The sequence below is a fragment of the Streptomyces sp. NPDC020996 genome, from assembly GCF_040641355.1.
Classification (GTDB): Bacteria; Actinomycetota; Actinomycetes; order Streptomycetales; family Streptomycetaceae; genus Streptomyces.
In genome coordinates this window covers 37,870-57,940 of sequence record NZ_JBFADM010000039.1, presented here as the reverse complement: position 1 = coordinate 57,940, position 20,071 = coordinate 37,870, and the positions used below count along the sequence as shown (strand labels likewise).

General features: G+C 73.1%; 15 protein-coding genes. 5 read left to right on the top strand and 10 right to left on the bottom strand.

The annotated features are described in order from the left end of the window. Positions 1-31 precede the first annotated feature (31 nt). From AB0G63_RS24865 to AB0G63_RS24850, 4 genes are all read right to left on the bottom strand, one after another. Positions 32-1,198 carry a thiolase domain-containing protein gene (locus AB0G63_RS24865; protein ID WP_360754070.1) on the bottom strand — a complete coding sequence of 389 codons (1,167 nt, stop codon included), beginning with the start codon at positions 1,196-1,198 and terminating at the stop codon, positions 32-34. Continuing rightward, on the bottom strand, positions 1,195-2,244 hold the full coding sequence (locus AB0G63_RS24860) for a thiolase domain-containing protein (RefSeq protein ID WP_360754067.1): 1,050 nt from the start codon (positions 2,242-2,244) through the stop codon (positions 1,195-1,197). The genes AB0G63_RS24865 and AB0G63_RS24860 overlap by 4 nt, the downstream gene beginning before the upstream one ends. After that, complete coding sequence (locus tag AB0G63_RS24855; protein ID WP_360754064.1) at positions 2,241-3,182, bottom strand: OB-fold domain-containing protein; 942 nt, start codon at positions 3,180-3,182, stop codon at positions 2,241-2,243. The genes AB0G63_RS24860 and AB0G63_RS24855 overlap by 4 nt, the downstream gene beginning before the upstream one ends. 93 nt (positions 3,183-3,275) lie before the next feature. After that, positions 3,276-4,076, bottom strand: a complete 801-nt coding sequence (locus tag AB0G63_RS24850) for a crotonase/enoyl-CoA hydratase family protein (RefSeq protein WP_360754061.1) — start codon at positions 4,074-4,076, stop codon at positions 3,276-3,278. A 187-nt stretch (positions 4,077-4,263) separates the two neighbouring features. On the opposite strand from AB0G63_RS24850, the gene AB0G63_RS24845 reads away from it, so the two are divergent. The 5 genes from AB0G63_RS24845 to paaK all read left to right on the top strand — a co-directional run bounded on the left by AB0G63_RS24845 (position 4,264) and on the right by paaK (position 10,462). Beyond that, on the top strand, positions 4,264-5,877 hold the full coding sequence (locus AB0G63_RS24845; RefSeq protein ID WP_360754058.1) for an acyl-CoA synthetase: 1,614 nt from the start codon (positions 4,264-4,266) through the stop codon (positions 5,875-5,877). A gap of 651 nt (positions 5,878-6,528) precedes the next feature. Further along, on the top strand, positions 6,529-8,133 hold the full coding sequence (locus tag AB0G63_RS24840; protein WP_360754124.1) for a sulfatase: 1,605 nt from the start codon (positions 6,529-6,531) through the stop codon (positions 8,131-8,133). A gap of 202 nt (positions 8,134-8,335) precedes the next feature. Then, positions 8,336-8,596: a hypothetical protein gene (locus tag AB0G63_RS24835; RefSeq protein WP_360754055.1), complete on the top strand. Its 261-nt coding sequence runs from the start codon at positions 8,336-8,338 to the stop codon at positions 8,594-8,596. Continuing rightward, a complete protein-coding gene (locus AB0G63_RS24830) occupies positions 8,596-8,904 on the top strand; it encodes a hypothetical protein (RefSeq protein WP_360754053.1) in 309 nt (102 codons plus the stop codon). Before AB0G63_RS24835 ends, AB0G63_RS24830 begins: the two co-directional genes overlap by 1 nt. Before the next feature lie 262 nt (positions 8,905-9,166). Beyond that, positions 9,167-10,462, top strand: a complete 1,296-nt coding sequence (paaK, locus tag AB0G63_RS24825) for a phenylacetate--CoA ligase PaaK (protein ID WP_360754050.1) — start codon at positions 9,167-9,169, stop codon at positions 10,460-10,462. 115 nt (positions 10,463-10,577) lie between these two features. Here paaK and AB0G63_RS24820 read toward each other — a convergent pair whose 3' ends face one another. The 6 genes from AB0G63_RS24820 to AB0G63_RS24795 all read right to left on the bottom strand — a co-directional run bounded on the left by AB0G63_RS24820 (position 10,578) and on the right by AB0G63_RS24795 (position 20,062). Continuing rightward, positions 10,578-12,074, bottom strand: coding sequence for an acyl-CoA synthetase (locus AB0G63_RS24820; protein ID WP_360754047.1), 1,497 nt, complete (start codon positions 12,072-12,074; stop codon positions 10,578-10,580). 74 nt (positions 12,075-12,148) lie between these two features. Further along, positions 12,149-13,738, bottom strand: a complete 1,590-nt coding sequence (locus tag AB0G63_RS24815) for an acyl-CoA synthetase (protein WP_360754045.1) — start codon at positions 13,736-13,738, stop codon at positions 12,149-12,151. Further along, the gene (locus tag AB0G63_RS24810; protein WP_360754043.1) at positions 13,735-14,844 is read right to left on the bottom strand and encodes a nitronate monooxygenase family protein; all 1,110 of its coding nucleotides are present in this window, start codon (positions 14,842-14,844) and stop codon (positions 13,735-13,737) included. The genes AB0G63_RS24815 and AB0G63_RS24810 overlap by 4 nt, the downstream gene beginning before the upstream one ends. A gap of 390 nt (positions 14,845-15,234) precedes the next feature. Next, a complete protein-coding gene (locus tag AB0G63_RS24805; protein ID WP_360754040.1) occupies positions 15,235-16,809 on the bottom strand; it encodes an NAD(P)/FAD-dependent oxidoreductase in 1,575 nt (524 codons plus the stop codon). Positions 16,810-16,859: 50 nt separating this feature from the next. Further along, positions 16,860-19,154 (bottom strand): tetratricopeptide repeat protein, encoded by a 2,295-nt coding sequence (locus AB0G63_RS24800; RefSeq protein WP_360754038.1) that lies wholly within the window; start codon positions 19,152-19,154, stop codon positions 16,860-16,862. Positions 19,155-19,216: 62 nt separating this feature from the next. Beyond that, entirely contained in the window at positions 19,217-20,062 is an 846-nt protein-coding gene (locus tag AB0G63_RS24795; RefSeq protein ID WP_360754035.1) for an oxygenase MpaB family protein, read from the bottom strand. Between the last annotated feature and the right edge of the window lie 9 nt (positions 20,063-20,071).

The following is a 20,071-nucleotide window of genomic DNA, read 5'->3' as shown; positions in this document are numbered from 1 at the left end:
GGCCACGTGAGGGGGTGCTTCGCCCGGCCCGTCAGGAGTCGGGCGGCTCGGAGCCGACCAGCCACATCGAGAAGAACTGCGATCCGCCGCCGTAGGCGTGCCCGAGTGCCCGCCTGGCCCCCGGCACCTGGTGTTCCCCGGCCTGTCCGCGGACCTGGAGGGCCGCCTCCGCGAAGCGGATCATGCCGGAGGCGCCGATGGGGTTGCTGGACAGCACGCCGCCGGACATGTTGACCGGCAGGTCGCCGTCCAGTTCGGTCACCCCCGACTCGGTGAGTTTCCAGCCCTCGCCCTCGTCGGCGAAGCCGAGGTTCTCCAGCCACATGGGCTCGTACCAGGAGAACGGCACGTACATCTCGACGGCGTCGATGTCCCGGCGCGGGTCGGTGATGCCGGCCTGCCGGTAGACGTCGGCGGCGCAGTCCCGGCCGGCCCGCGGGGAGACGGCGTCCTTGCCGGCGAAGAGGGTGGGCTCGCTGCGCATCGCGCCGCCGTGCATCCAGGCGGCGGGGCGCGGGGCGCGGGCCGCTCCCGCGCGGTCGGTGAGCACCATCGCGCAGGCGCCGTCGGAGGACGGGCAGGTCTCGGAGTAGCGGATGGGGTCCCACAGCATGGGCGACGCCTGGACCTTCTCCAGGGTGATGTCGTGTTCGTGCAGGTGCGCGTAGGGGTTCTTCAGCGCGTTGCGCCGGTCCTTGTACGCCACCAGGGAGCCGACCGTGTCGGGGGCGCCGCTGCGCCGGATGTACGCGCGCACGTGCGGGGCGAAGAAGCCGCCCGCGCCCGCCAGCAGCGGCTGCTGGAACGGGATGGGCAGCGACAGGCCCCACATGGCGTTCGACTCGGACTGTTTTTCGAAGGCCAGGGTCAGTACGGTGCGGTGGACCCGGGCGGCGACGAGGTTCGCGGCGACGAGCGCGGTGGAGCCGCCGACCGAGCCCGCGGTGTGCACCCGCAGGATCGGCTTGCCGACCGCGCCGAGGGCGTCGGCGAGGTACAGCTCGGGCATCATCACGCCCTCGAAGAAGTCGGGCGCCTTGCCGATGACGACGGCGTCGACATCGGCCCACGCCAGCTCGGCGTCGTCCAGGGCCCGCCGGGCCGCCTCCCGGACGAGTCCGGCGATCGACACGTCGCGGCGCGCCGCCGCGTGCCGGGTCTGGCCGACGCCCACGACGGCCACGGGCTCCTTGCTCATCGGGGCTCCCCTTCGAGTACGGCGACCAGGTTCTGCTGCAGACAGGGTCCGGACGTGGCGTGGGCCAGGGCCCGGTCGGACTCGCCGCGGTGGATTGCGGCGGCGGCCTCGCCGATGCGGATCAGTCCGGCGGCCATGACCGGGTTGGCGGCGAGGGCGCCCCCGGACGGGTTGACGCGCACGTCGTCGCCGAGCCGCAGCGCCCTGCGCAGGACGACTTCCTGGGAGGTGAACGGCGCGTGCAGTTCGGCGGTGTCGACGGGCCGTTCGAAGGCGCCGGCACGCTCGGCCGCCAGCCGGGTGGAGGGCGAGTCGGTCAGGTCGCGCACGCCGAGGCCGTGCGCCTCGACGCGGTGGTCGATGCCGCGGATCCAGGCCGGCCGCGGGCACAGCTCCCGGGCCCGCTCCCCCGCGGCGAGGATCACCGCGGCGGCGCCGTCGCCGATGGGCGGGCAGTCGCCGGTGCGCAGCGGACGTACGAGGTAGTCCCCCTGCGGCACCGGGCCGCGCAGCTGGGCGTGCGGGTTGGCGACCGCGTCCGCCCGGCTGCGGGCGGCAACGGCGGCGAGCGCGGGCTCGTCGGTGTGTCCGGCGTCGATCAGCGCCTGTGCCTGGAGGGCGGCCAGGGCGACGGAGTCGGGCCAGAGGGGGGCCACGTAGTAGGGGTCGAGCTGCCGGGTCAGGACGTCGCGCAGGGGGCCGGGCGAGGACTTGCCGTAGGAGTAGACGAGGGCGGTGTCCGCGTCGCCGGTGAGCAGTTTCGTCCAGGCCTCGTACAGGGCCCAGGCGCCGTCCGTCTCGACGTGCGACTCGGAGATCGGCGGCCAGGCGCCGACGCCGTCGAGGGCGAGGGTGAAGGAGAAGGCACGGCCGGCGAGGTAGTCGCTGGAGCCGGAGCAGGTGAAGCCGATGTCGGCGGTCCTCAGACCGGTCTGTCCGAGGACGTCGTGCAGCACCGGCATGAGCATCTCGACCTCGGAGAGGTCGTCGGTGGTGCGGCGGTGGTCGGTCTGCGCGAAGGCGACGACCGCGATGTCCCGCGTCACAGCAGCTCCTTGTACGTCTCGTAGTCCGCGTCGGGCTCACCGGTGGGCCGGTAGTGGTCGGGGTAGCGGGCCCCGTCGGTCCACACCGGTTCCACCCGCAGCCCCATCCGCACCTGGTCGTACGGGATGCCGCCGATGCGGCCGTGCAGCGCGAGGTCGGCGCCGTCGAGGGCGATGTGCCCGTAGACGTAGGGCACCTCGATGTCGAGGTTCTTCGCCTTGATGTTGACGATGCAGAAGGTGGTGACGGTGCCGCGCGGGCCGACCTCGACCTGTTCCGCCGTGGCGACGCCGCAGGTGGGGCAGGCGCCCCTGGGCGGGACGTACACCTTGCGGCAGGACGGGCAGCGCTCGCCGACGGTCCGCCGCCCGGCCAGCGCGGTGATGTAGGCGGTCTGGGCGCGGCCGGGCGAGTAGGTGTAGTCGAGGCGGGCGGGGGCCACGATGCCGGTGACCGGGTCGGCGAACTCGCCGGTGTGGCCGCCGGGCGGTGCCGCCGCGCCGTCGTACGGCTCGAAGCAGGCGATGTCGGTGATGGCGCCGGAGCGCTCCCCGGCCCAGCGGACGCGGACGCGCATGCCGGTGCGTACGGCTTCGGGGCCGGGGGCGTCGAGGGCGTGCAGGAGGGCGGTGTCGGCGCCGTCCAGGCGGACCAGGACCCAGGCGAAGGGGGTGTCCAGGGGCTGTCCGCGGCGGGGCCGGTGGTTCCAGGCCCAGGTGGTGACCGTGCCGGTGGGGGCGACCTCGACGAGGTCGCGGATCTCCTCGGCGGTGACGGGGTCGTACTCGACGGGCGGGACGAGGGTGCGGCCGTCGCCGGTGCGGACCCCGAGGACGACGCGTTCGCGCAGTCCGGTGAGGAAGGCGCTCTGGACCGGGCCGAGGGAGCGGGTGAAGGGGAATTCGAGGGTGAGGGGGGCCTTGAGGACTTCGGGCATGCCCGGTCTCCTTCAACGGGTCGGGCGCGCGGGGACGTCGCGGACCGGGCGCGCGAGGGGCGTCGCCCGTCGGCGCGCGAGGGTCGCCGGCCGTCAGGCGCGCTTGTAGACGGGGGGCCGCTTCTCCGCGAAGGCGCGGGCGCCCTCCTTGGCGTCGGCGGTGTCGAAGACCGGCCAGCCGCGAACGAGTTCGGCCGCGAGGCCGTCGGTCTCGGTCATGTCCGCGGTCTCGTACACCGACGCCTTGACCGCCTCGACGGCCAGCGGGGCGCAGGCGTTGATCTGCTCGGCTATCTCCAGCGCCTTGACGAGGGCGGCGCCGTCGGGGACGACGTGCCCGATCAGGCCGATGGCGGCGGCCTCGCGGGCGGTGTAGGGGCGGCCGGTGAGCAGCATCTCCAGGGCGTGGGTGCGCGGGATCTGGCGTTGCAGGCGGACCGTGGAGCCGCCGATCGGGAACAGTCCTCGGCGGACCTCGAACAGGCCGAACGTCGCCGACTCGCCCGCGACGCGGATGTCGGTGCCCTGGAGGATCTCGGTGCCGCCCGCCACGCAGTACCCCTCGACGGCGGCGATCACCGGTTTGCGGGGGCGATGGTGACGCAGCATCGCCTTCCAGTGCAGGTCGGGGTCGGCCTTGAGGCGCTCGCGGTGGTGCTCGCCGGTCATGCCCTGGCCGGCCAGCGCCTTGAGGTCCATGCCGGCGCAGAAGGTGCCGCCGGCGCCGGTGAGCACGATCGAGCGGACCGTGTCGTCCTCGTCCGCCTCCACCCAGCCGTCGTACAGGCCGACGAGCAGGGGCAGCGAGAGCGCGTTCCTCGCCTCGGGCCTGTTGAGCGTGAGCACCAGTGTGGCGCCTTCGCGCCGCACGGTGAGGTGTTCGGTGCCGCCCATTGCCGTCCTCCCGTCTGCGGAACGAGAACAGGTTGCAGGAGTCGGGCGGCCAGTACAAGAGGTTTCTGACACTCAGTCAGATTTCTGCTGCGGAAGCCCTTCACAGTTGCTCCGCCCTTTGCTCTGATGACCGGCGAACCGATGGACGCGCCATTCTTCGTCATGCCTGCCGGGGTCAGGAGGAGCGGTGGAGTTCAACCTTGCCGACCTGTTCGAGTCGGTCGTCGACGCGGTCCCCGACCGCGAGGCGCTCGTGTACGTCGACCACCCCGGCACCGGCGCCGAGCGCCGGCTGACCTACGCGGAGCTGGACGCGGCGGCCAACCGGGTCGGCCACCACCTGATCGACAGCGGGATAAGCCCCGGCGAGCACCTCGGGCTGCACCTGTACAACGGGGTGGAGTACCTGCAGACGGTGCTCGGCTGCCTCAAGGCGCGCGTCGTGCCGGTCAACGTCAACTACCGCTACGTCGAGGAGGAGTTGGCATACCTCTACCGGGACGCGGATCTGGTGGCGCTGGTCTTCGACGCCGAGTTCGAGCACCGGGTGGCCGCGGTCCGGCCGCGGGCGGGCGGACTGCGGCACCTGGTACGGGTGGGCACCCCGGCGGCCGAGGAGGTGGACGCGGTGCCGTTCACCGACGCCGAGGCGGCCGGATCGCCCGGCCGGGGCTTTCCCGCGCGCTCCGGCGACGACCAGTTCATCATCTACACCGGCGGCACCACCGGCATGCCGAAGGGGGTGATGTGGCGTCAGGAGGACCTGTTCTTCGCGGGCCTTGGCGGGGGTGCGCCGACCGGTGAGCCGGTCGCGAGGCCGGAGGAGCTGGCCGAACGGGTCGCGGCCGGCGGCAGCGGCATCACCTTCTTCCCGACGCCCCCGCTGATGCACGGCACGTCCACCCTCACCTCCTTCATCGGCTTCAACTTCGGGCAACGGGTGGTGATCCACCGCAAGTTCGTGCCCGAGGAGGTGCTGCGGACGATCGAGAGGGAGAAGGTCACCAGCGTGTCGCTGGTGGGCGACGCGATGCTGCGGCCGCTGATCGACGCGCTGGAGGGGCCGCTGAAAGGCACGGACTGCTCGTCGCTGTTCAGCGTGTCGTCGTCCGGGGCGGTCTTGTCGGACACCGTGCGGCGGCAGTTCCGCGCGCTGGTGCCGAACGCCGTGCTCCTGAACAACTTCGGCTCCTCGGAGTCCGGCTTCAACGGCACGGCGACCGATGACTCCGGGCTGGGCCGCGGCTTCAGGGTGCGCGTCAACTCCCGTACGCAGGTGGTCGATCCGGTGACCCGCGAACCGGTCGCCGTCGGGGAGGTGGGCCGCGTCGCCCAGTGCGGCCACGTACCGCTCGGCTACTACAACGACCCGCGGAAAACGGCCGGGACGTTCTTCGAGAAGGACGGCAGGCGGTGGGTGCTGCTCGGCGACATGGCCACCGTCGACGAGGAGGGCGTCGTCACCGTCCTCGGGCGGGGCTCGCAGTGCATCAACACCGGCGGGGAGAAGGTGTATCCGGAGGAGGTCGAGGAGGCGCTCAAGTCGCACCCGGACGTCTACGACGTGCTGGTGGCCGGGGTGCCGGACGCGCAGTGGGGCAGCCGTGTGGCAGCCGTCGTCCAGTTGCGGGCGGGGGCGCGGCGGCCGTCCCTGGAGGACATCCAGACGCACTGCCGCGCCCACCTCGCCGGGTACAAGATCCCGCGCCAGTTGGTGATCACGGAGGCGATACGGCGGTCGCCCAGCGGCAAGGCGGACTACCGGTGGGCCCGGGAGGTGGCGGTGGCGGCGGACCGGTAGGCCGTCCGGCCACGGGCGCCGCGGCGGGGCGGGCCGGAGGCCGGGACGCGCGTACTCTTTGCGCGCGGTTGACCCGGGTGTTTGAACGGCGGGTTGCGCGGGGCCGTACGGAGGTTGGCGGCGGCCCGGCCCTGCGGGTCCGGTTCGCCGCGCAGTTCTCGGGCTCCAGCACGGAAGGACCAACGGGTGTCGCACCTCACGCCCCCTCGTCAGCTCCCGCACGCCGACTCCGGCTCCGGCTCCGACGCCGCCCCGGATCCCGGGACACCGGCGGGCGGCACGGACGCGGACGCGGAAACCGGGGCCGGCACGGACGCGGAAACCGGGGCGCAGGCGGCCGAGCCCGGCGTGGGCAGGACACCCGGTGACACCGCTGAGACGCCCGGCGACGCCCCGGAGACGCCCGGTGACAAGGACGTACCGCCCGAGACCGCCGCCCCCGAAGCCGGCCCGGTCGCTGAGGTCGAGGCGGTCACCGAAGCCGACCCGACCGCCGAAGCCGACCCGACCGCCGAAGCCGACACGGTCACCGAGACCGAGCCGACCGCCGAAGCCGGAGCGGTCGCCGAGGCAGCCGGTCCGCACTCCGTCGCCGGTGACCGCGCCGGGCTGTTCGGGTGGCGGCGCAGGTACCCCCGTACCGCGCGGGGCGTGACCGTCGGGATCACCGTCCTGGCCGCAGTGCTGGTGCTGTCCGCGCTCCTCGTGCCGAACCGGCTCGACCGCCTCACCGTCGAGGCGTTCCTGCGCATTCCCGCCGAGGGTGTGCTCCTGGCCGGTCTGCTGCTGGCGCTGCCGCCACGGTTCCGGCGTGCCGCGGCGGTCGTCGCGGGGGTGCTGCTCGGCCTGGTCACGGTGGTGAAGCTCATCGACATGGGGTTCTACTCCGTGCTGTCGCGCCCCTTCGACCTGGTCCTCGACTGGATCCTGCTCGACGACGCCGCCGAATGGGTGAAGGAGTCGTTCGGCAGGACCGGCGAGGTGCTGGCGGTCGTCGCGGTGATCGTCCTCGTCGCCGCCGTGCTGGCGCTGACGACGCTCGCCGTCGTACGGCTGACCGACCTGATGGTCCGTCACCGCCCGACGGCCGCCCGGACCACACTGGTCCTGGGCACGGCCTGGATCACCTGCGTCACCCTCGGCGTGCAGTTCACGGGCGTGCCGGTCGCCTCGAAGATCGACGCCGATCTGGTCGGCAACCGCGTCGAGCAGGTGCGGGCGGGGCTCGCGGACGCGCGGGTCTTCCAGAAGCAGGCCGCCGTCGACGCCTTCGCCGACACCCCGCCCGACCAGCTGCTGACCGGACTGCGGGGCAAGGACGTCCTGTTCACCTTCATCGAGAGCTACGGCCGTACGGCGATCGAGGACCCGGCGATGGCGCCGGACGTCGACGCGGTCCTCGACCGGGGCAGCGCCGACCTGAAGGCGGCCGGGTTCGCCTCGCGCAGCGCCTGGCTGAGGTCACCGGTGTCGGGCGCCGGCAGCTGGCTCGCCCACTCGACGTTCCTGTCCGGCCTGTGGATCAAGAACCAGCAGCGTTACCGCAGCCTGACGACCAGCGACCGCGCGACGCTGACCAGCTACTTCCGCAAGACCGGCGCCTGGCGCACGGTCGGCATCGTGCCGGGGGTGCGCAGGGCGTGGCCGGAGGGGAAGTTCTTCGGGCTCGACCACATCTACGACTCCGAGCACCTCGGCTACCACGGCCCGTACTTCAGCTGGACGCCCGTGCCGGACCAGTTCAGCCTGGAGGCCTTCCAGCGTCTGGAGCACGGGAAGAAGGACCGGGGCCCGATCATGGCGGAGATCATCCTGGCCTCCAGCCACAACCCGTGGGCCCCGATCGCCCACATGATCGACTGGAACGACCTCGGCGACGGCTCGGTCTTCCACCGCATCAAGAAGGAGGGCAAGGATCCCAAGGAGGTCTGGAAGAACCCGGAGAGCGTGCGCACCGAGTACAAGAACGCCATCGAGTACTCGCTGCACAGCCTGACGGAGTGGGTCCAGCGCTACGGCGACGACGACACGGTGCTCGTCTTCCTCGGCGACCACCAGCCCGTCCCGACGGTCACCGCGGGCAACACCGGCAAGGACGTGCCGGTCACCCTGGTCGCCCGCGACCGGAAGGTCCTGGACCGCATCTCCGACTGGGGCTGGACGGACGGACTCCGGCCGGCCCGCAACGCCCCGGAGTGGGGCATGGACACCTTCCGCGACCGCTTCCTGACGGCGTACGGACCGCACCGGGGGTGAGCCGCGTGCGTCTGGGCGTCGGGCGCGGAGCCGCGTACGGCTCGGCCTTCGACTGCGCGTTGCCGCCGACATCGCGCGCACCGCACACAAGCTTTGGCCAGAACGGAACCGGGAGCAAGATGTGCCGTTTCGGCCCGCCGACGCGCACTGCGCGCGTAGCGTGGCCGCTGGATCATTCGAGCTGTAAGGATGCGAAACCCGAGTGAATGCTGGATCGCACGGGGACCCCCGTGTACAGGCGATTCCCCGCACCGTCTCCGCCATCAACGACGCCCTGCCCGCCGTGCGGCGCGAAGAGTTTCACGCCGCCGTCATGCGCGCCGAACAAGGCGACGCACTGGATGCGGTGATGACCACGTGGTGGCTTGAGGCCATGTTCGAGGCGGTGCCCGAACGGGACCAGCGCCTCGACGACACCGTCGCCGCAGTAGGGCTCGTCGAACTCCCGGAGGCGGAGGACTGATGCGGCCGGTTTCGAAAGGCTGGACGGCGGTCACCCAGGTGACCGCCTCCAAGGTGCTCGGCCAGATGCGTGACGCGGGCTACGTCGACCTCCACGACAACATCGTCCGGTTCCTCCGGGCCCTGGCGCTGGAGGTCGGCAGCGCGGTGGAATCCGCCAACCCGCCTCCGGGCCTGCCCATGACCATTCGTGGCGTCACCTGGTACAGCCTCCCGGTCCCCAACGATCCCGTCTTCTTCAACTACAGCATCTATCCGGAGGAACAGCAGATCAGGATCTGTGACCTGATCTGGGTTGCGTCTTTGTGAACGCTTTCGCCGTCTTTCGGCGGCGCACGCCGGACGCAGCGGTGTATCCGGAGGCCGTCGGCCGCGGTGGCCGCCGTCCGCGAGGTGGGTCAGCTGTGGTGTGGCGCGCGGGGCGCACCCCGCGGGCGGGGCCCGTGGCGTGTCCAGAAAGTCGTGCCGCACCTCTTGCCCTGGGCCATGGCGTCCTGGATTACTGATCCCGGACAGCACGACCGAATGATCGGTCGTCCGGAATGATGCGGTTGGCGAGGGAGAATTCCCCATGGTTGACGCGACGGAGCCGCTGGACGCGGGAGAACGGCTCGACGCTCAGGCGCTGCGCGCGCTGCAACTCCAGCGGCTGCGGGCCTCGCTGCGGCACGCGTACGACCACGTGCCGTTCTACCGGCAGTCCTTCGAGAAGGCCGGTGTCCACCCGGACGACTGCCGCTCCCTAGCCGACCTGTCCCGCTTCCCGTTCACCACCAAGGCCGACCTGCGCGAGAACTACCCGTACGGGATGTTCGCCGTGCCCCAGGACCGCATCCGCCGCATCCACGCCTCCAGCGGCACCACCGGACGCCCCACGGTCGTCGGGTACACCGACGGCGACCTGTCCCTGTGGTCGGACATGGTGGCCCGCTCGATCAGGGCGGCCGGCGGGCGGCCCGGCGACAAGGTGCACGTGGCCTACGGGTACGGGCTGTTCACCGGCGGCCTCGGCGCCCACTACGGCGCCGAGCGGCTGGGCTGTACGGTCATCCCCGCGTCCGGCGGCATGACGGCCCGCCAGGTGCAGCTGATCCGGGATCTCGAACCGCAGATCATCATGGTGACGCCCTCGTACATGCTGACCATCCTGGACGAGTTCGAGCGGCAGGGCGTCGATCCGCGGACCATCTCCCTGCGGGTGGGGATCTTCGGCGCGGAGCCGTGGACGGAGCGGATGCGCCAGGAGATCGAGGAGCGGTTCGCGATCGACGCCGTCGACATATACGGGCTGTCGGAGGTCATGGGGCCGGGCGTGGCGCAGGAGTGCCTGGAGACCAAGGACGGCCTGCACATCTGGGAGGACCACTTCTATCCGGAGGTCGTCGACCCGATCACCGGGGAGGTGCTCGGGGACGGCGAGGAGGGCGAGCTGGTCTTCACCTCGCTCACCAAGGAGGCGATGCCGGTCGTCCGCTACCGGACGAGGGACCTGACGCGGCTGCTGCCCGGCACCGCCCGGGTGTTCCGGCGGATGGAGAAGGTCACCGGGCGCAGCGACGACATGGTGATCCTGCGCGGGGTGAACCTGTTCCCCACGCAGATCGAGGAGATCGTGCTGCGCACGCCCGGCGTCGCGCCCCACTTCCAGCTGCGGCTGACCCGCGAGGGCCGCCTGGACGCCCTGACGGTGCGGGCGGAGGCCCGGCCCGAGGCGGGCCCGGAGTCCCGGGAGGCCGCGGCCGGGGCCATTGCGGCGGCCGTGAAGGACGGCATCGGGGTGTCGGTCTCCGTGGAGATCGTCGAACCGGAGTCGCTGGAGCGGTCGGTGGGCAAGATCCGGCGGATCGTGGACCTGCGGCCGCGGTAGCGCTCCGCTTCGGGAGCCACGAACCGCGGACGGCCGCCTGCCGTCCGCCGTCCGCAGAGGGCCGCCTGCCGCGCCGTGGTGGCCGGTCGCGCGGTTCCCGCGCCCCTCCGGGGCGCTAACCGGCGAAGCGGTCCCGCAGTTCGCGCTTGAGGATCTTGCCGCTGGCGTTGCGGGGCAGCTCGTCCACGAACAGCACCCGCTTGGGCGCCTTGAAGTGGGCGAGTTTCTCCCGTGTGTGGGCGATCAGTTCCTCCTCGGTGACCTCGGCGCGCGGCACGACGAACGCGGTGACCGCCTCGATCCACCGCTCGTCGGGGAGGCCGACCACGGCCACCTCGGCGACCGCCGGGTGCGTGTACAGGGCGTCCTCGACCTGCCGTGAGGCGACCAGCACGCCGCCGGAGTTGATGACGTCCTTCACCCGGTCGACGATCGTGTAGTAGCCGTGCGCGTCGCGGACCGCCAGGTCCCCGGAGTGGAACCAGCCGTCGCGGAAGGCGGCGGCGGTCTCCTCGGGCTTGTCCCAGTAGCCCTCGCACAGCTGCGGGGAGCGGTAGACGATCTCCCCGGGCGTGCCGTCGGGGACGTCCTTGCCGTCCTCGTCGACCACGCGGGCGTCGACGAACAGCACGGGCCGGCCGCAGGAGTCCATGCGGCCCTTGTGCTCGTCGGGGGCGAGCACGGTGGCCAGCGGGCCGATCTCGCTCTGCCCGAAGCAGTTGTAGAAGGCCAGGTCCGGCAGCCGCTCCCGGAGGCGCTCCAGGACCGGCACCGGCATGATCGAGGCGCCGTAGTACGCCTTGCGCAGACCGCTGAGGTCGCGGGTGGCGAAGTCGGGGCGGTTGGCGAGCCCGATCCACACGGTGGGCGGGGCGAACAGGCTGTCCACGCGGCCCGCCTCGATCAGGTCGAAGAGCCGGTCGCCGTCGGGCGCGTCGAGGACCGTGTTGGTGGCGCCGACCGCGAGGTAGGGCAGCAGGAAGACGTGCATCTGCGCCGAGTGGTAGAGCGGGAGGGCGTGCGCGGGCCGGTCCCCGGCGCTCAGGTCGAGGGCGGTGATCGCGCTCAGGTACTCGTGCACCAGGGCGCGGTGAGTCATCATCGCGCCCTTGGGCAGGGCGGTCGTCCCCGAGGTGTACAGCAGCTGCACCAGGTCCTCGCTGCGCGGTTCGGGACCGTCGTGGGCGCCGGCCGTGGCCAGCCGGGTCAGCAGGGAGTCGTCGGAGTCGCGCAGGGGCAGCGTGCGGACGTCGCCGCCGAGCCGCGCCGCGAGCCCGGGATCGGTGAGGACCAGGGAACTGCCGGACTGACCGAGGAGGTACGTGAGATCGTCGCCGGTGAGGTTGTGGTTGACCGGCACGTGCACCAGGCCCGCCCGGGCGCAGGCGAGGAAGGCGATGAGGTAGGCGTCGGAGTTGTGGCCGTAGGCGGCGACCCGGTCGCCGGGCGTGAGGCCCTCGTCGAGCAGGACCGTCGCCGCGCGGGAGACGGCGTCGTCGAGTTCGCCGTACGTCCAGGTGCGCTCGCCGTACTCGATCGCGATGCGCGCGGGCGTGCGCCGGGCGCTGCGCCGCAGCACTCCGTCGACCGTGCTGCCGTGTCCCTGAGTCATGGCACATGATCCTCAGGCCGCCGCGGGACGCGGTCAAGACACGCGACCGCGGCCGCGGCGGACCGCGCCGCATGTCACACCTGGCGGGTGCGTCCCTTCCAGTACGGCTCCCGCAGCCGCCGCTTGTACAGCTTGCCGTTGGGGTCGCGCGGCATCTCGGGGACGAAGTCGACGCTCCTGGGCCGCTTGTAGCCGGCCAGCCGCCCGGCGCAGTGGTCGAGGATCGCGGCGGCGAGGTCGGGGCCGGGCGTGTGTCCGGGGGCCGCTTCCACGACCGCCTTGACCTCCTCGCCCCAGTCGTCGTGCGGGACGCCGAAGACGGCCGCGTCGGCGACCGCGGGGTGGGACAGCAGGACGGACTCGATCTCGGCCGGGTAGATGTTGACCCCGCCCGAGATGATCATGTCGATCTTGCGGTCGCGCAGGAACAGGTAGCCGTCCGCGTCGAGGAGGCCGAGGTCGCCGACGGTGAAGAAGTCGCCGATGCGGTTCCTGCGGGTCTTGTCCTCGTCCTTGTGGTACGCGAAGCCGCCGGTGGTCATCTTCATGTAGACGGTGCCGAGTTCGCCGGGCGGCAGCCGGTTGCCGTCCTCGTCGAAGACCGCGAGTTCGCTGATCGGCCAGGCCCTGCCGACGGTGCCGGGCTTCTTCAGCCAGTCCTCCGCCGTGGCGAACGCCCCGCCGCCCTCGCTGGCCGCGTAGTACTCCTCCACGCAGGGGCCCCACCAGTCGATCATCGCCCGCTTCACGTGGTCGGGGCAGGGCGCGGCGCCGTGGATGGCGTGCCGCATCGACGACACGTCGTAGGAGCGCCGGACCTCCTCCGGGAGGGCGAGCAGGCGGTGGAACTGGGTCGGGACCATGTGGGTGTGGGTGCACCGGTGGGTCTGGATCAGCCGCAGCATCTCCTCCGGCGTCCACTTGTCCATCAGGACGATGCGGTGGCCGATGTGCAGGGACGCGCCCGCGAACTGGAGCACGGCGGTGTGGTAGAGCGGCGAGCAGACCAGGTGGACGTTGTCGTCGAACGGCTTGATGCCGAAGATGCCGAGGAAGCCGCCGAGGTAGGCCTCCTCGGGGGGCTTGCCGGGCAGCGGGCGGCGGATGCCGCGCGGGCGGCCCGTGGTGCCGGAGGTGTAGTTCATGACCCAGCCCATGGTGCGGCCGGCGGGCGGTGACTCCGGCCGTCCGTCGAGGAGTTCGCGGTACGGGCGGAAGCCCTCGGCCTCGCCGACGGCGTACCGGTGCGTGGCCGCGAGTCCCGCCTCGTCGGCGGCGTGGCGAGCGGGGTCCGCGTACCGTTCGTGGGCGATCAGCACCTTGGCGCCGGAGTCGGCGACGATCCAGGCGATCTCGGGGCCGACGAAGTGGTGGTTGACCGGCACCAGGTAGAAGCCGGCCTGAGTGGCGGCCAGGTAGGCGGTGAGGAACTCGACGCCGTTGGGCAGCACGACGGCGAAGGCGTCGCCGCGTTCCAGGCCGGCCTCGCGCAGGCCGTGGACGAGCCGGTTGGCGGCGGCGTGCAGGCGTCCGGCGCTCCACTCCTCGCCGTCGGGGGCGACGAGGACCGCGCGGCCCGGGTCGGCGGCGGCCTGGGCCCAGAAACCGGCGGGGGGCGTGCCCGTGGGGGTGCTCCCGGGGGTGCTCTTGGGCGTGCTCGTCATGTGCCGCTCCTTCCGGCGATGCGGTTGACGCGGTCGACGGCCTCCTCGAAGCCGCGGGTGAGGTCGTCGAAGACGGCCTGGACGCTGCGTTCGCTGGTCATCCGGCCGACGATCTGGCCGACGGGCGTGCCCAGCAGCGGCTCGACCTCGTACCGCTGGATGCGGGAGACGGCGTCGGCGACGAGCAGTCCCTGCAGGGGCATCGGCAGGGCGCCGGGCCCTTCGGGGTCGTCCCAGGCGTCGGTCCACGCGGTGCGGAGCTGACGGGCGGGTTTGCCGGTGAGGGCGCGGGAGCGGACGGTGTCTCCGGAGCCAGCGGCGAGCAGCTTCCGGGTGAGTCCGGGCGAGGTGAGGTCGGCCTCGGTGGTGGTCAGCCAGACGGAGCCCAGCCACACGCCCTGGGCGCCGAGGGCGAGGGCGGCGGCCGCCTGCCGTCCGCTGCCGATGCCTCCGGCGGCCAGCACGGGCAGCGGGTCGACGGCGTCCACGACCTCGGGCGTGAGCACCATGGTGGCGATCTCGCCGGTGTGGCCGCCGGCCTCGTAGCCCTGCGCGACGACGACGTCGATGCCGGCCGCCTTGTGCTTGCGGGCGTGCCGGGCGCTGCCCGCGAGCGCGGCGACGAGCACGCCCCGCTCGTGCGCGCGGGCCACGACGTCGGCGGGCGGGGAGCCGAGGGCGTTGGCGAGCAGCCGGATCGGATAGTCGAAGGCGACGTCGAGCTGGGTGCGGGCGACCTGCTCCATCCAGCCCGTGATGCGCCAGCCGGACGCCTCGCCCTCGGGGAACTCGGGGACGCCGTACTCGGCGAGGGTGTCCTCGACGAACTTCCGGTGCGTGTCGGGGATCATCGCCTCGACGTCGGCCTCGGTGACGCCCTCGACCTTCTTCGCGGGCATGACGACGTCCAGGCCGTAGGGCCTGCCGCCGACGTGCGCCTCGATCCAGTCGAGGTCGCGCTTGAGGTCGTCGGGGGCTGTGTAGCGGACCGCCCCGAGCACCCCGAAGCCGCCTGCCCGGCTGATGGCCGCGGCGACGGCGGGGAACGGCGTGAAGCCGAAGACGGCGTGCTCGACTCCCAGTTGGTTGCTCAGCTCCGTCTGCATGAGGCGCAGGATGCCGCAGTCCTCCGGACGACGGAAGACCTTTTCTGATGCTCCGTCAGATTTCTTGCCCGGAGCCGCCCGACCCTCCGGCCCTCCGGCCCTCCGGCACGGGGATCGGCCGCTTCGGGCCCGCCTCCCGGCGGTGCCCCCTGCGCGGCGTCCAGGACAGCGGGCCCCCGCGCGTGCGCACATGTACCTGCGGGGCCGTCATGGACCGGGAGTGGAGGTCGGAAGCCGCCGCGCCTCAACGCGGCGAGGACGTCAATGGCCGAAGACGGCCCTCTGCACTTCGTTCGGCCCGTCGAAGTGGTCCTGCTTCAGGCCGTCGAGGCGGCTGACGGTCTTCCCGTCGGTCTTGTTCCTGCGGGCCACCTCGACCAGGAGCCTCCTTTACGCGGTCCGGTCCTCTCCCGCCTCCAGCACCGCCATGGCCGCGTTGTGCCCCGGCACCCCGCTCACCCCGCCGCCGCGGACCGCGCCCGCGCCGCACAGCAGCACGTTGGCGTGCCGGGTCTCGACGCCCCAGCGACCGGTGTCCTGGTGGGCGTAGGGCCAGGAGAGCTCGCGGTGGAAGATGTTGCCGCCGGGCAGGCGCAGGTCGCGCTCCAGGTCGAGCGGGGTCTTGGCCTCGATGCAGGGGCGGCCGTCGGCGTCGGTGGCCAGGCAGTCGGCGAGCGGCTCGGCGAGGTGGGCGTCGAGCTGGGCGAGGGTCGCGCTCAGCAGTTCCTCGCGGACGGCGTCGTTGTCGCGTTCGAACAGCCGCGCCGGGGTGTGCAGGCCGAAGAGGGTGAGGGTCTGCCAGCCCCGTTCGGCGAGATCCGGGCCGAGGATGGTCGGGTCGGTCAGGGAGTGGCAGTAGATCTCGGAGGGCGGGGCGGCGGGGAGCACGCCGGAGGCGGCCTGGGCGTGGGCGGCGGCGAGCTGCTCGTAGCCCTCGGCGATGTGGAAGGTGCCGGAGAACGCCTCGCGCGGGTCGACGGAGCTGTCGCGCAGCCTCGGCAGCCGCTCGAGCAGCATGTTCACCTTCAGCTGGGCGCCCTCGGCGGGGGCCGGCGGGGTGTCGCCGGTGAGGGCGGCCAGTTCCCGCGGGGAGGCGCCCACGAGGACGTGGCGGGCGGCGGTGACGCCCTCGCCGTCGGCGGTCCGGTGGGTGATCTCCGCCGTGCGGCCGTCCGTGTCGATGCGGACCGCCTCGTGGCCGGTGGCGAGGACGGCGCCCGCCTCGCGCGCCGCGGCGGCCAGGGCGTCGGTCAGGGCGCCCATGCCGCCGACGGGGACGTCCCAGGCGCCGGTGCCGCCGCCGATCACGTGGTAGAGGAAGCAGCGGTTCTGCTTCAGGGAGGGGTCGTGGGCGTCGGCGAAGGTGCCGATGAGGGCGTCGGTGAGGACGACGCCGCGGACCAGGTCGTCGTCGAAGCGGTCCTCGATCGCCACGCCGACCGGTTCCTCGAACAGGGTCCGCCAGGCCTCATCGTCGTCGACGCGGCGGCGCAGCTCCTCGCGGGTGGGGAGCGGCTCGGTGAGCGTGGGGAAGACCCGTTCGGCGACCCGGCCGGTCATGCCGTAGAAACGCTGCCAGGCCAGGTACTCGCGGTCGGAGCCGGTGAGCCGGGCGAAGGCCTCCCGGGTGCGCTGCTCGCCGCCGCCCACGAGCAGCCCGATGGGCCGCCCGTCGCGCTCGGCGGGGGTGTACGACGAGACGGTGCGGGCGCGGACGCGGAAGTCCAGGCCGAGGTCGCGCACGATCTTCCGCGGGAGCAGGCTGACCAGGTACGAATAGCGCGACAGCCGGGCGTCGACGCCGGCGAAGGGCCGGGTGGAGACCGCCGCGCCGCCGGTGTTCGCCAGCCGCTCCAGCACCAGGACGGATCGTCCCGCGCGGGCCAGGTAGGCGGCGGCGACCAGGCCGTTGTGGCCGCCGCCGACGATCACGACGTCGTAGGCGCGTTGCTCGTGTGCGGTCATGGTCCTTGGTAGCACGCGGTGATCCGGATCGGCCAGGGCGCGCCTCGGGCTCACCGGCCCGGGGCGGCCCCCCGCTGCCGCAGCACCGCCGCCCGGCGGCACAGCTCGGCCGCCTCCGCGCCCCGGCCGAGCTGCTGCAGGCAGTGGGCCTCGTCGTGGCGGCTGGCGAGCGTGTCGGGGTGGTCGCCGCCCAGGACGCGTTCGCGGGCCGCGGCCACCCGGCGGTACTCGACCAGCGCGTCCGCCCAGCGGCCCAGCCAGCCCAGGCCCACGGCGACCTCCCGGCGGCTGACCAGGGTGTCCGGGTGGTCGGGGCCCAGCACCCGCTCGCGGACGGCGGCCACGTCGCGGGCCTCGGCGAGGGCCTCCTCCCAGCGGCCCAGGCGCCCGAGGTTGACGCCCAGGCCGTGGCGGGCGCGCAGGGTCTCGGGGTGGGCGGGGCCCTGGACGCGGGCGCGGTCGTCGATCAGGTCGCGGTAGAGCGTCAGCGCCTCGGCGGCGCGGCCGAGGCGGCCGAGGCCGATGCCGGCCTCGTGGCGGGCGGCGAGGGTGTCCGGGTGGTCGGGGCCCAGGGTGCGGGCGCGGGCGGCGGCGACCTCGCGGTAGGTCCACACGGCCTCCGTCCAGCGGCCCAGCCTGCCGAGCGCGTAGGCGACCTCGTAGCGGGTGACGAGGGTGTCGGGGTGGTCGGGGCCGAGCACGCGGGCGCGGGCGGCGGCCACGTCGAGGGCCGTGCGGCAGGACTCCCGGAGGCGGCCGAGCCGGCCGAGGTTGACGGCGAGGTTGTGGCGGCAGCGCAGGGTGTCCGGGTGGTCGGCGCCCAGCACCCGTTCGCGGCCGGCGAGCACCGACAGGTACACCTGGTGGGCGTCGCTGTGCCGAGCCAACTGGCCCAGCACGTAAGCCATTTCCTGACGGACGGCGAGGGTGTCGGGGTGGTCGGGGCCCAGCGCCCGGGTCCGGGCGGCGGCGACGTGTTTGTAGGCGCGCAGGGCCTCGGCGGCGCGGCCGAGGCGGCTGAGGGCGAAGGCGGCCTGGTAGCGGCTGGCGAGCGTGTCGGGGTGGTCGGGGCCCAGCAGGCGGGCGCGCTCGGCGGCGACCGCCCGGTGCACCTCGCCCGCCTCCTCCCACCGGCCGAGCCGTCCCAGGCCCAGCCCGGCGTCGTGCCGTCCGGCCAGTTCGGTGAGTACGCGCGCGGACGGCGCCGACGGGAACACGCGCGCGGACAGCGCCGGCGGAAGCGTGCGTGCCCGCGGCACCGGCGGAAGCTGCGGCGGGGGTCCGCCGGTGCCGGCCGCGGCGGGCCGGGGGATCCACTCGCCGGTGAGGGCGGCCCCGGCGTCCGGCGGGGCGGTGCGCGGTCCGGCGCCGACGGCCTTGTGGCCGGTGGTCATGGAGCGGGTCCAGGACGGCAGGCGCGGCTCTCGGGAGGGGACCGGCTCGGGCGGGCGGAGCACCGGATGCGGGGTCACCACGGTCGGCGGGTACGCCGGGGCGGTGCGCCCCAGGGTGATGCGGCGGCCCACCTCGCGGGCGTCGGGCGGGCGTTCCTCGGGGCGCTTGGCCAGCAGGTCCAGGATGATCGTCTCGAGGTAGGCGGGGAGTTCGGCGCGCGTGCTGCGGGGCGGGCGGGGCGGGGTGTCGCGGTGGCCGATGAGGATGCCCCAGGCGTCGTCGAGGTCGAACGGCGGCGCCCCGGTGGCGATCTCGTACAGGACGCAGCCCAGCGAGTACAGGTCGCTGCGCTGGTCGACCTCGGTGCCGCCGATCTGCTCCGGCGACATGTAGTGCGGGGTGCCCATGACGGCGCCCGTGCCGGTGAGCCGGGCGGTGAAGCCGATGTCATGGCCCAGGCGGGCGATGCCGAAGTCGCAGATCTTCACCGTGCCGTCGGTGAGCCGCATGATGTTCGCGGGCTTCAGGTCGCGGTGCACGATGTCCTGCTCGTGGGTGTAGGCGAGGGCCGCGGCGACCTGCTCGGCGATGTCGACGACGTCGGGCACGGCCAGCGGGTGGTGCCCGTTGTCCTCGAGGAGCTGGCAGAGGTTGCGGCCGTGCAGGAGTTCCATGACCAGGAACAGGACGCCGTCGGCCTCGCCGAAGTCGTGGACCACGGTCACCCCGCGGTGCTGGAGGGCGGCCGCCACCCGGGCCTCGCGGCGGAAGCGCTCCCGCAGCATGCGGATGAAGGAACGGTCGCGGTGCGGCCCGAGCGGTTTGAGGCACTTGACGGCGACCTGCCGGCCGAGCGACTCGTCCCGCGCGCGCCACACCTCGCCCATGCCGCCCCGCCCGATCAGTTCGAGCAGCCGGTACCGGCCCTGGATGAGTCTGCTGTCCCCCATCGCCCGCGATCGCCCCCGTCGCTGGTCGCCCCGCCCTCCCCCGGCCCGTCCAGTATGACGATTTATGGGCCGACTTTGTACGGTGCGGGACGGGAGCCGGGACCGAGCCGTGACATGGCGCGGACGATGTGTTTGGGCGGGAGTTGCCAGCGCAGTCCTGCGGGAACCGAGCGCAGCAGGGTGCCCGTGACGCGCAGCCGGCGGGTCACGGTGGCGGGCGCGGGGGCCGTTCTGCCGTACAGCTCGTGGGCGTACGGGGGCAGGGAGGCGTACGCCAGGTGCGCCACGCGCCGCCACAGCACCTCGCGCGCCGGGACGAGGAGGGGGTGCGTCGGCGGGCGGAGCAGGAAGTCGTCCACCGCGCGGGCGTCGGCTCCGGCCGCGAGGTGCGGGCGCGCCCGCTCGAAGTAGGCGGCCAGCTCCGCGCGGTTCGCGGGCACGGCGTCGGGGTCGAGGCCCACCAGGCGTGCGCTGGTGCGCTGTTCGGCGAGGTAGCGGTCGGCCGCGCGGTCGCCCATCGGGTAGCCGGAGCGGCGCACGACGTGCAGATACGAGTCGATCTCGGCGCAGTGCACCCACAGCAGCAGGTCGGGGTCGTCGACGCCGTAGCGCTCACCGGTCCCGGGGTCGGTCGCCTTCAGCAGGCTGTGGATCTTCCGCACCCGGGCGCCCGCGCGTTCGGCCTCCTCGGTGGTGCCGTAGGTGGTGGTGCCGACGAAGTCGGCGGTGCGCAGCAGGCGCCCCCAGGCGTCCTGACGGAAGTCGGAGTTCTCCATGACGCCGCGGACGGCGCGCGGGTGCAGTGCCTGGAGGTAGAGGGCGCGGATGCCGGCGACCCACATCATGGGGTCGCCGTGCATCTGCCAGGTGACGGATGCCGGACCGAACAGCCCCGGGTCGGGTGACATACCGTCAGG

Coding starts and splice junctions, on each gene's coding strand:
- AB0G63_RS24865 (WP_360754070.1), bottom strand. CDS start 1,198: ATGAGCAAGGAGCCCGTGGCCGTCGTGGGCGTCGGCCAGACCCGGCAC.
- AB0G63_RS24855 (WP_360754064.1), bottom strand. CDS start 3,182: ATGCCCGAAGTCCTCAAGGCCCCCCTCACCCTCGAATTCCCCTTCACC.
- AB0G63_RS24850 (WP_360754061.1), bottom strand. CDS start 4,076: ATGGGCGGCACCGAACACCTCACCGTGCGGCGCGAAGGCGCCACACTG.
- AB0G63_RS24830 (WP_360754053.1), top strand. CDS start 8,596: ATGCGGCCGGTTTCGAAAGGCTGGACGGCGGTCACCCAGGTGACCGCC.
- paaK (WP_360754050.1), top strand. CDS start 9,167: ATGGTTGACGCGACGGAGCCGCTGGACGCGGGAGAACGGCTCGACGCT.
- AB0G63_RS24820 (WP_360754047.1), bottom strand. CDS start 12,074: ATGACTCAGGGACACGGCAGCACGGTCGACGGAGTGCTGCGGCGCAGC.
- AB0G63_RS24815 (WP_360754045.1), bottom strand. CDS start 13,738: ATGACGAGCACGCCCAAGAGCACCCCCGGGAGCACCCCCACGGGCACG.
- AB0G63_RS24810 (WP_360754043.1), bottom strand. CDS start 14,844: ATGCAGACGGAGCTGAGCAACCAACTGGGAGTCGAGCACGCCGTCTTC.
- AB0G63_RS24805 (WP_360754040.1), bottom strand. CDS start 16,809: ATGACCGCACACGAGCAACGCGCCTACGACGTCGTGATCGTCGGCGGC.
- AB0G63_RS24800 (WP_360754038.1), bottom strand. CDS start 19,154: ATGGGGGACAGCAGACTCATCCAGGGCCGGTACCGGCTGCTCGAACTG.
- AB0G63_RS24795 (WP_360754035.1), bottom strand. CDS start 20,062: ATGTCACCCGACCCGGGGCTGTTCGGTCCGGCATCCGTCACCTGGCAG.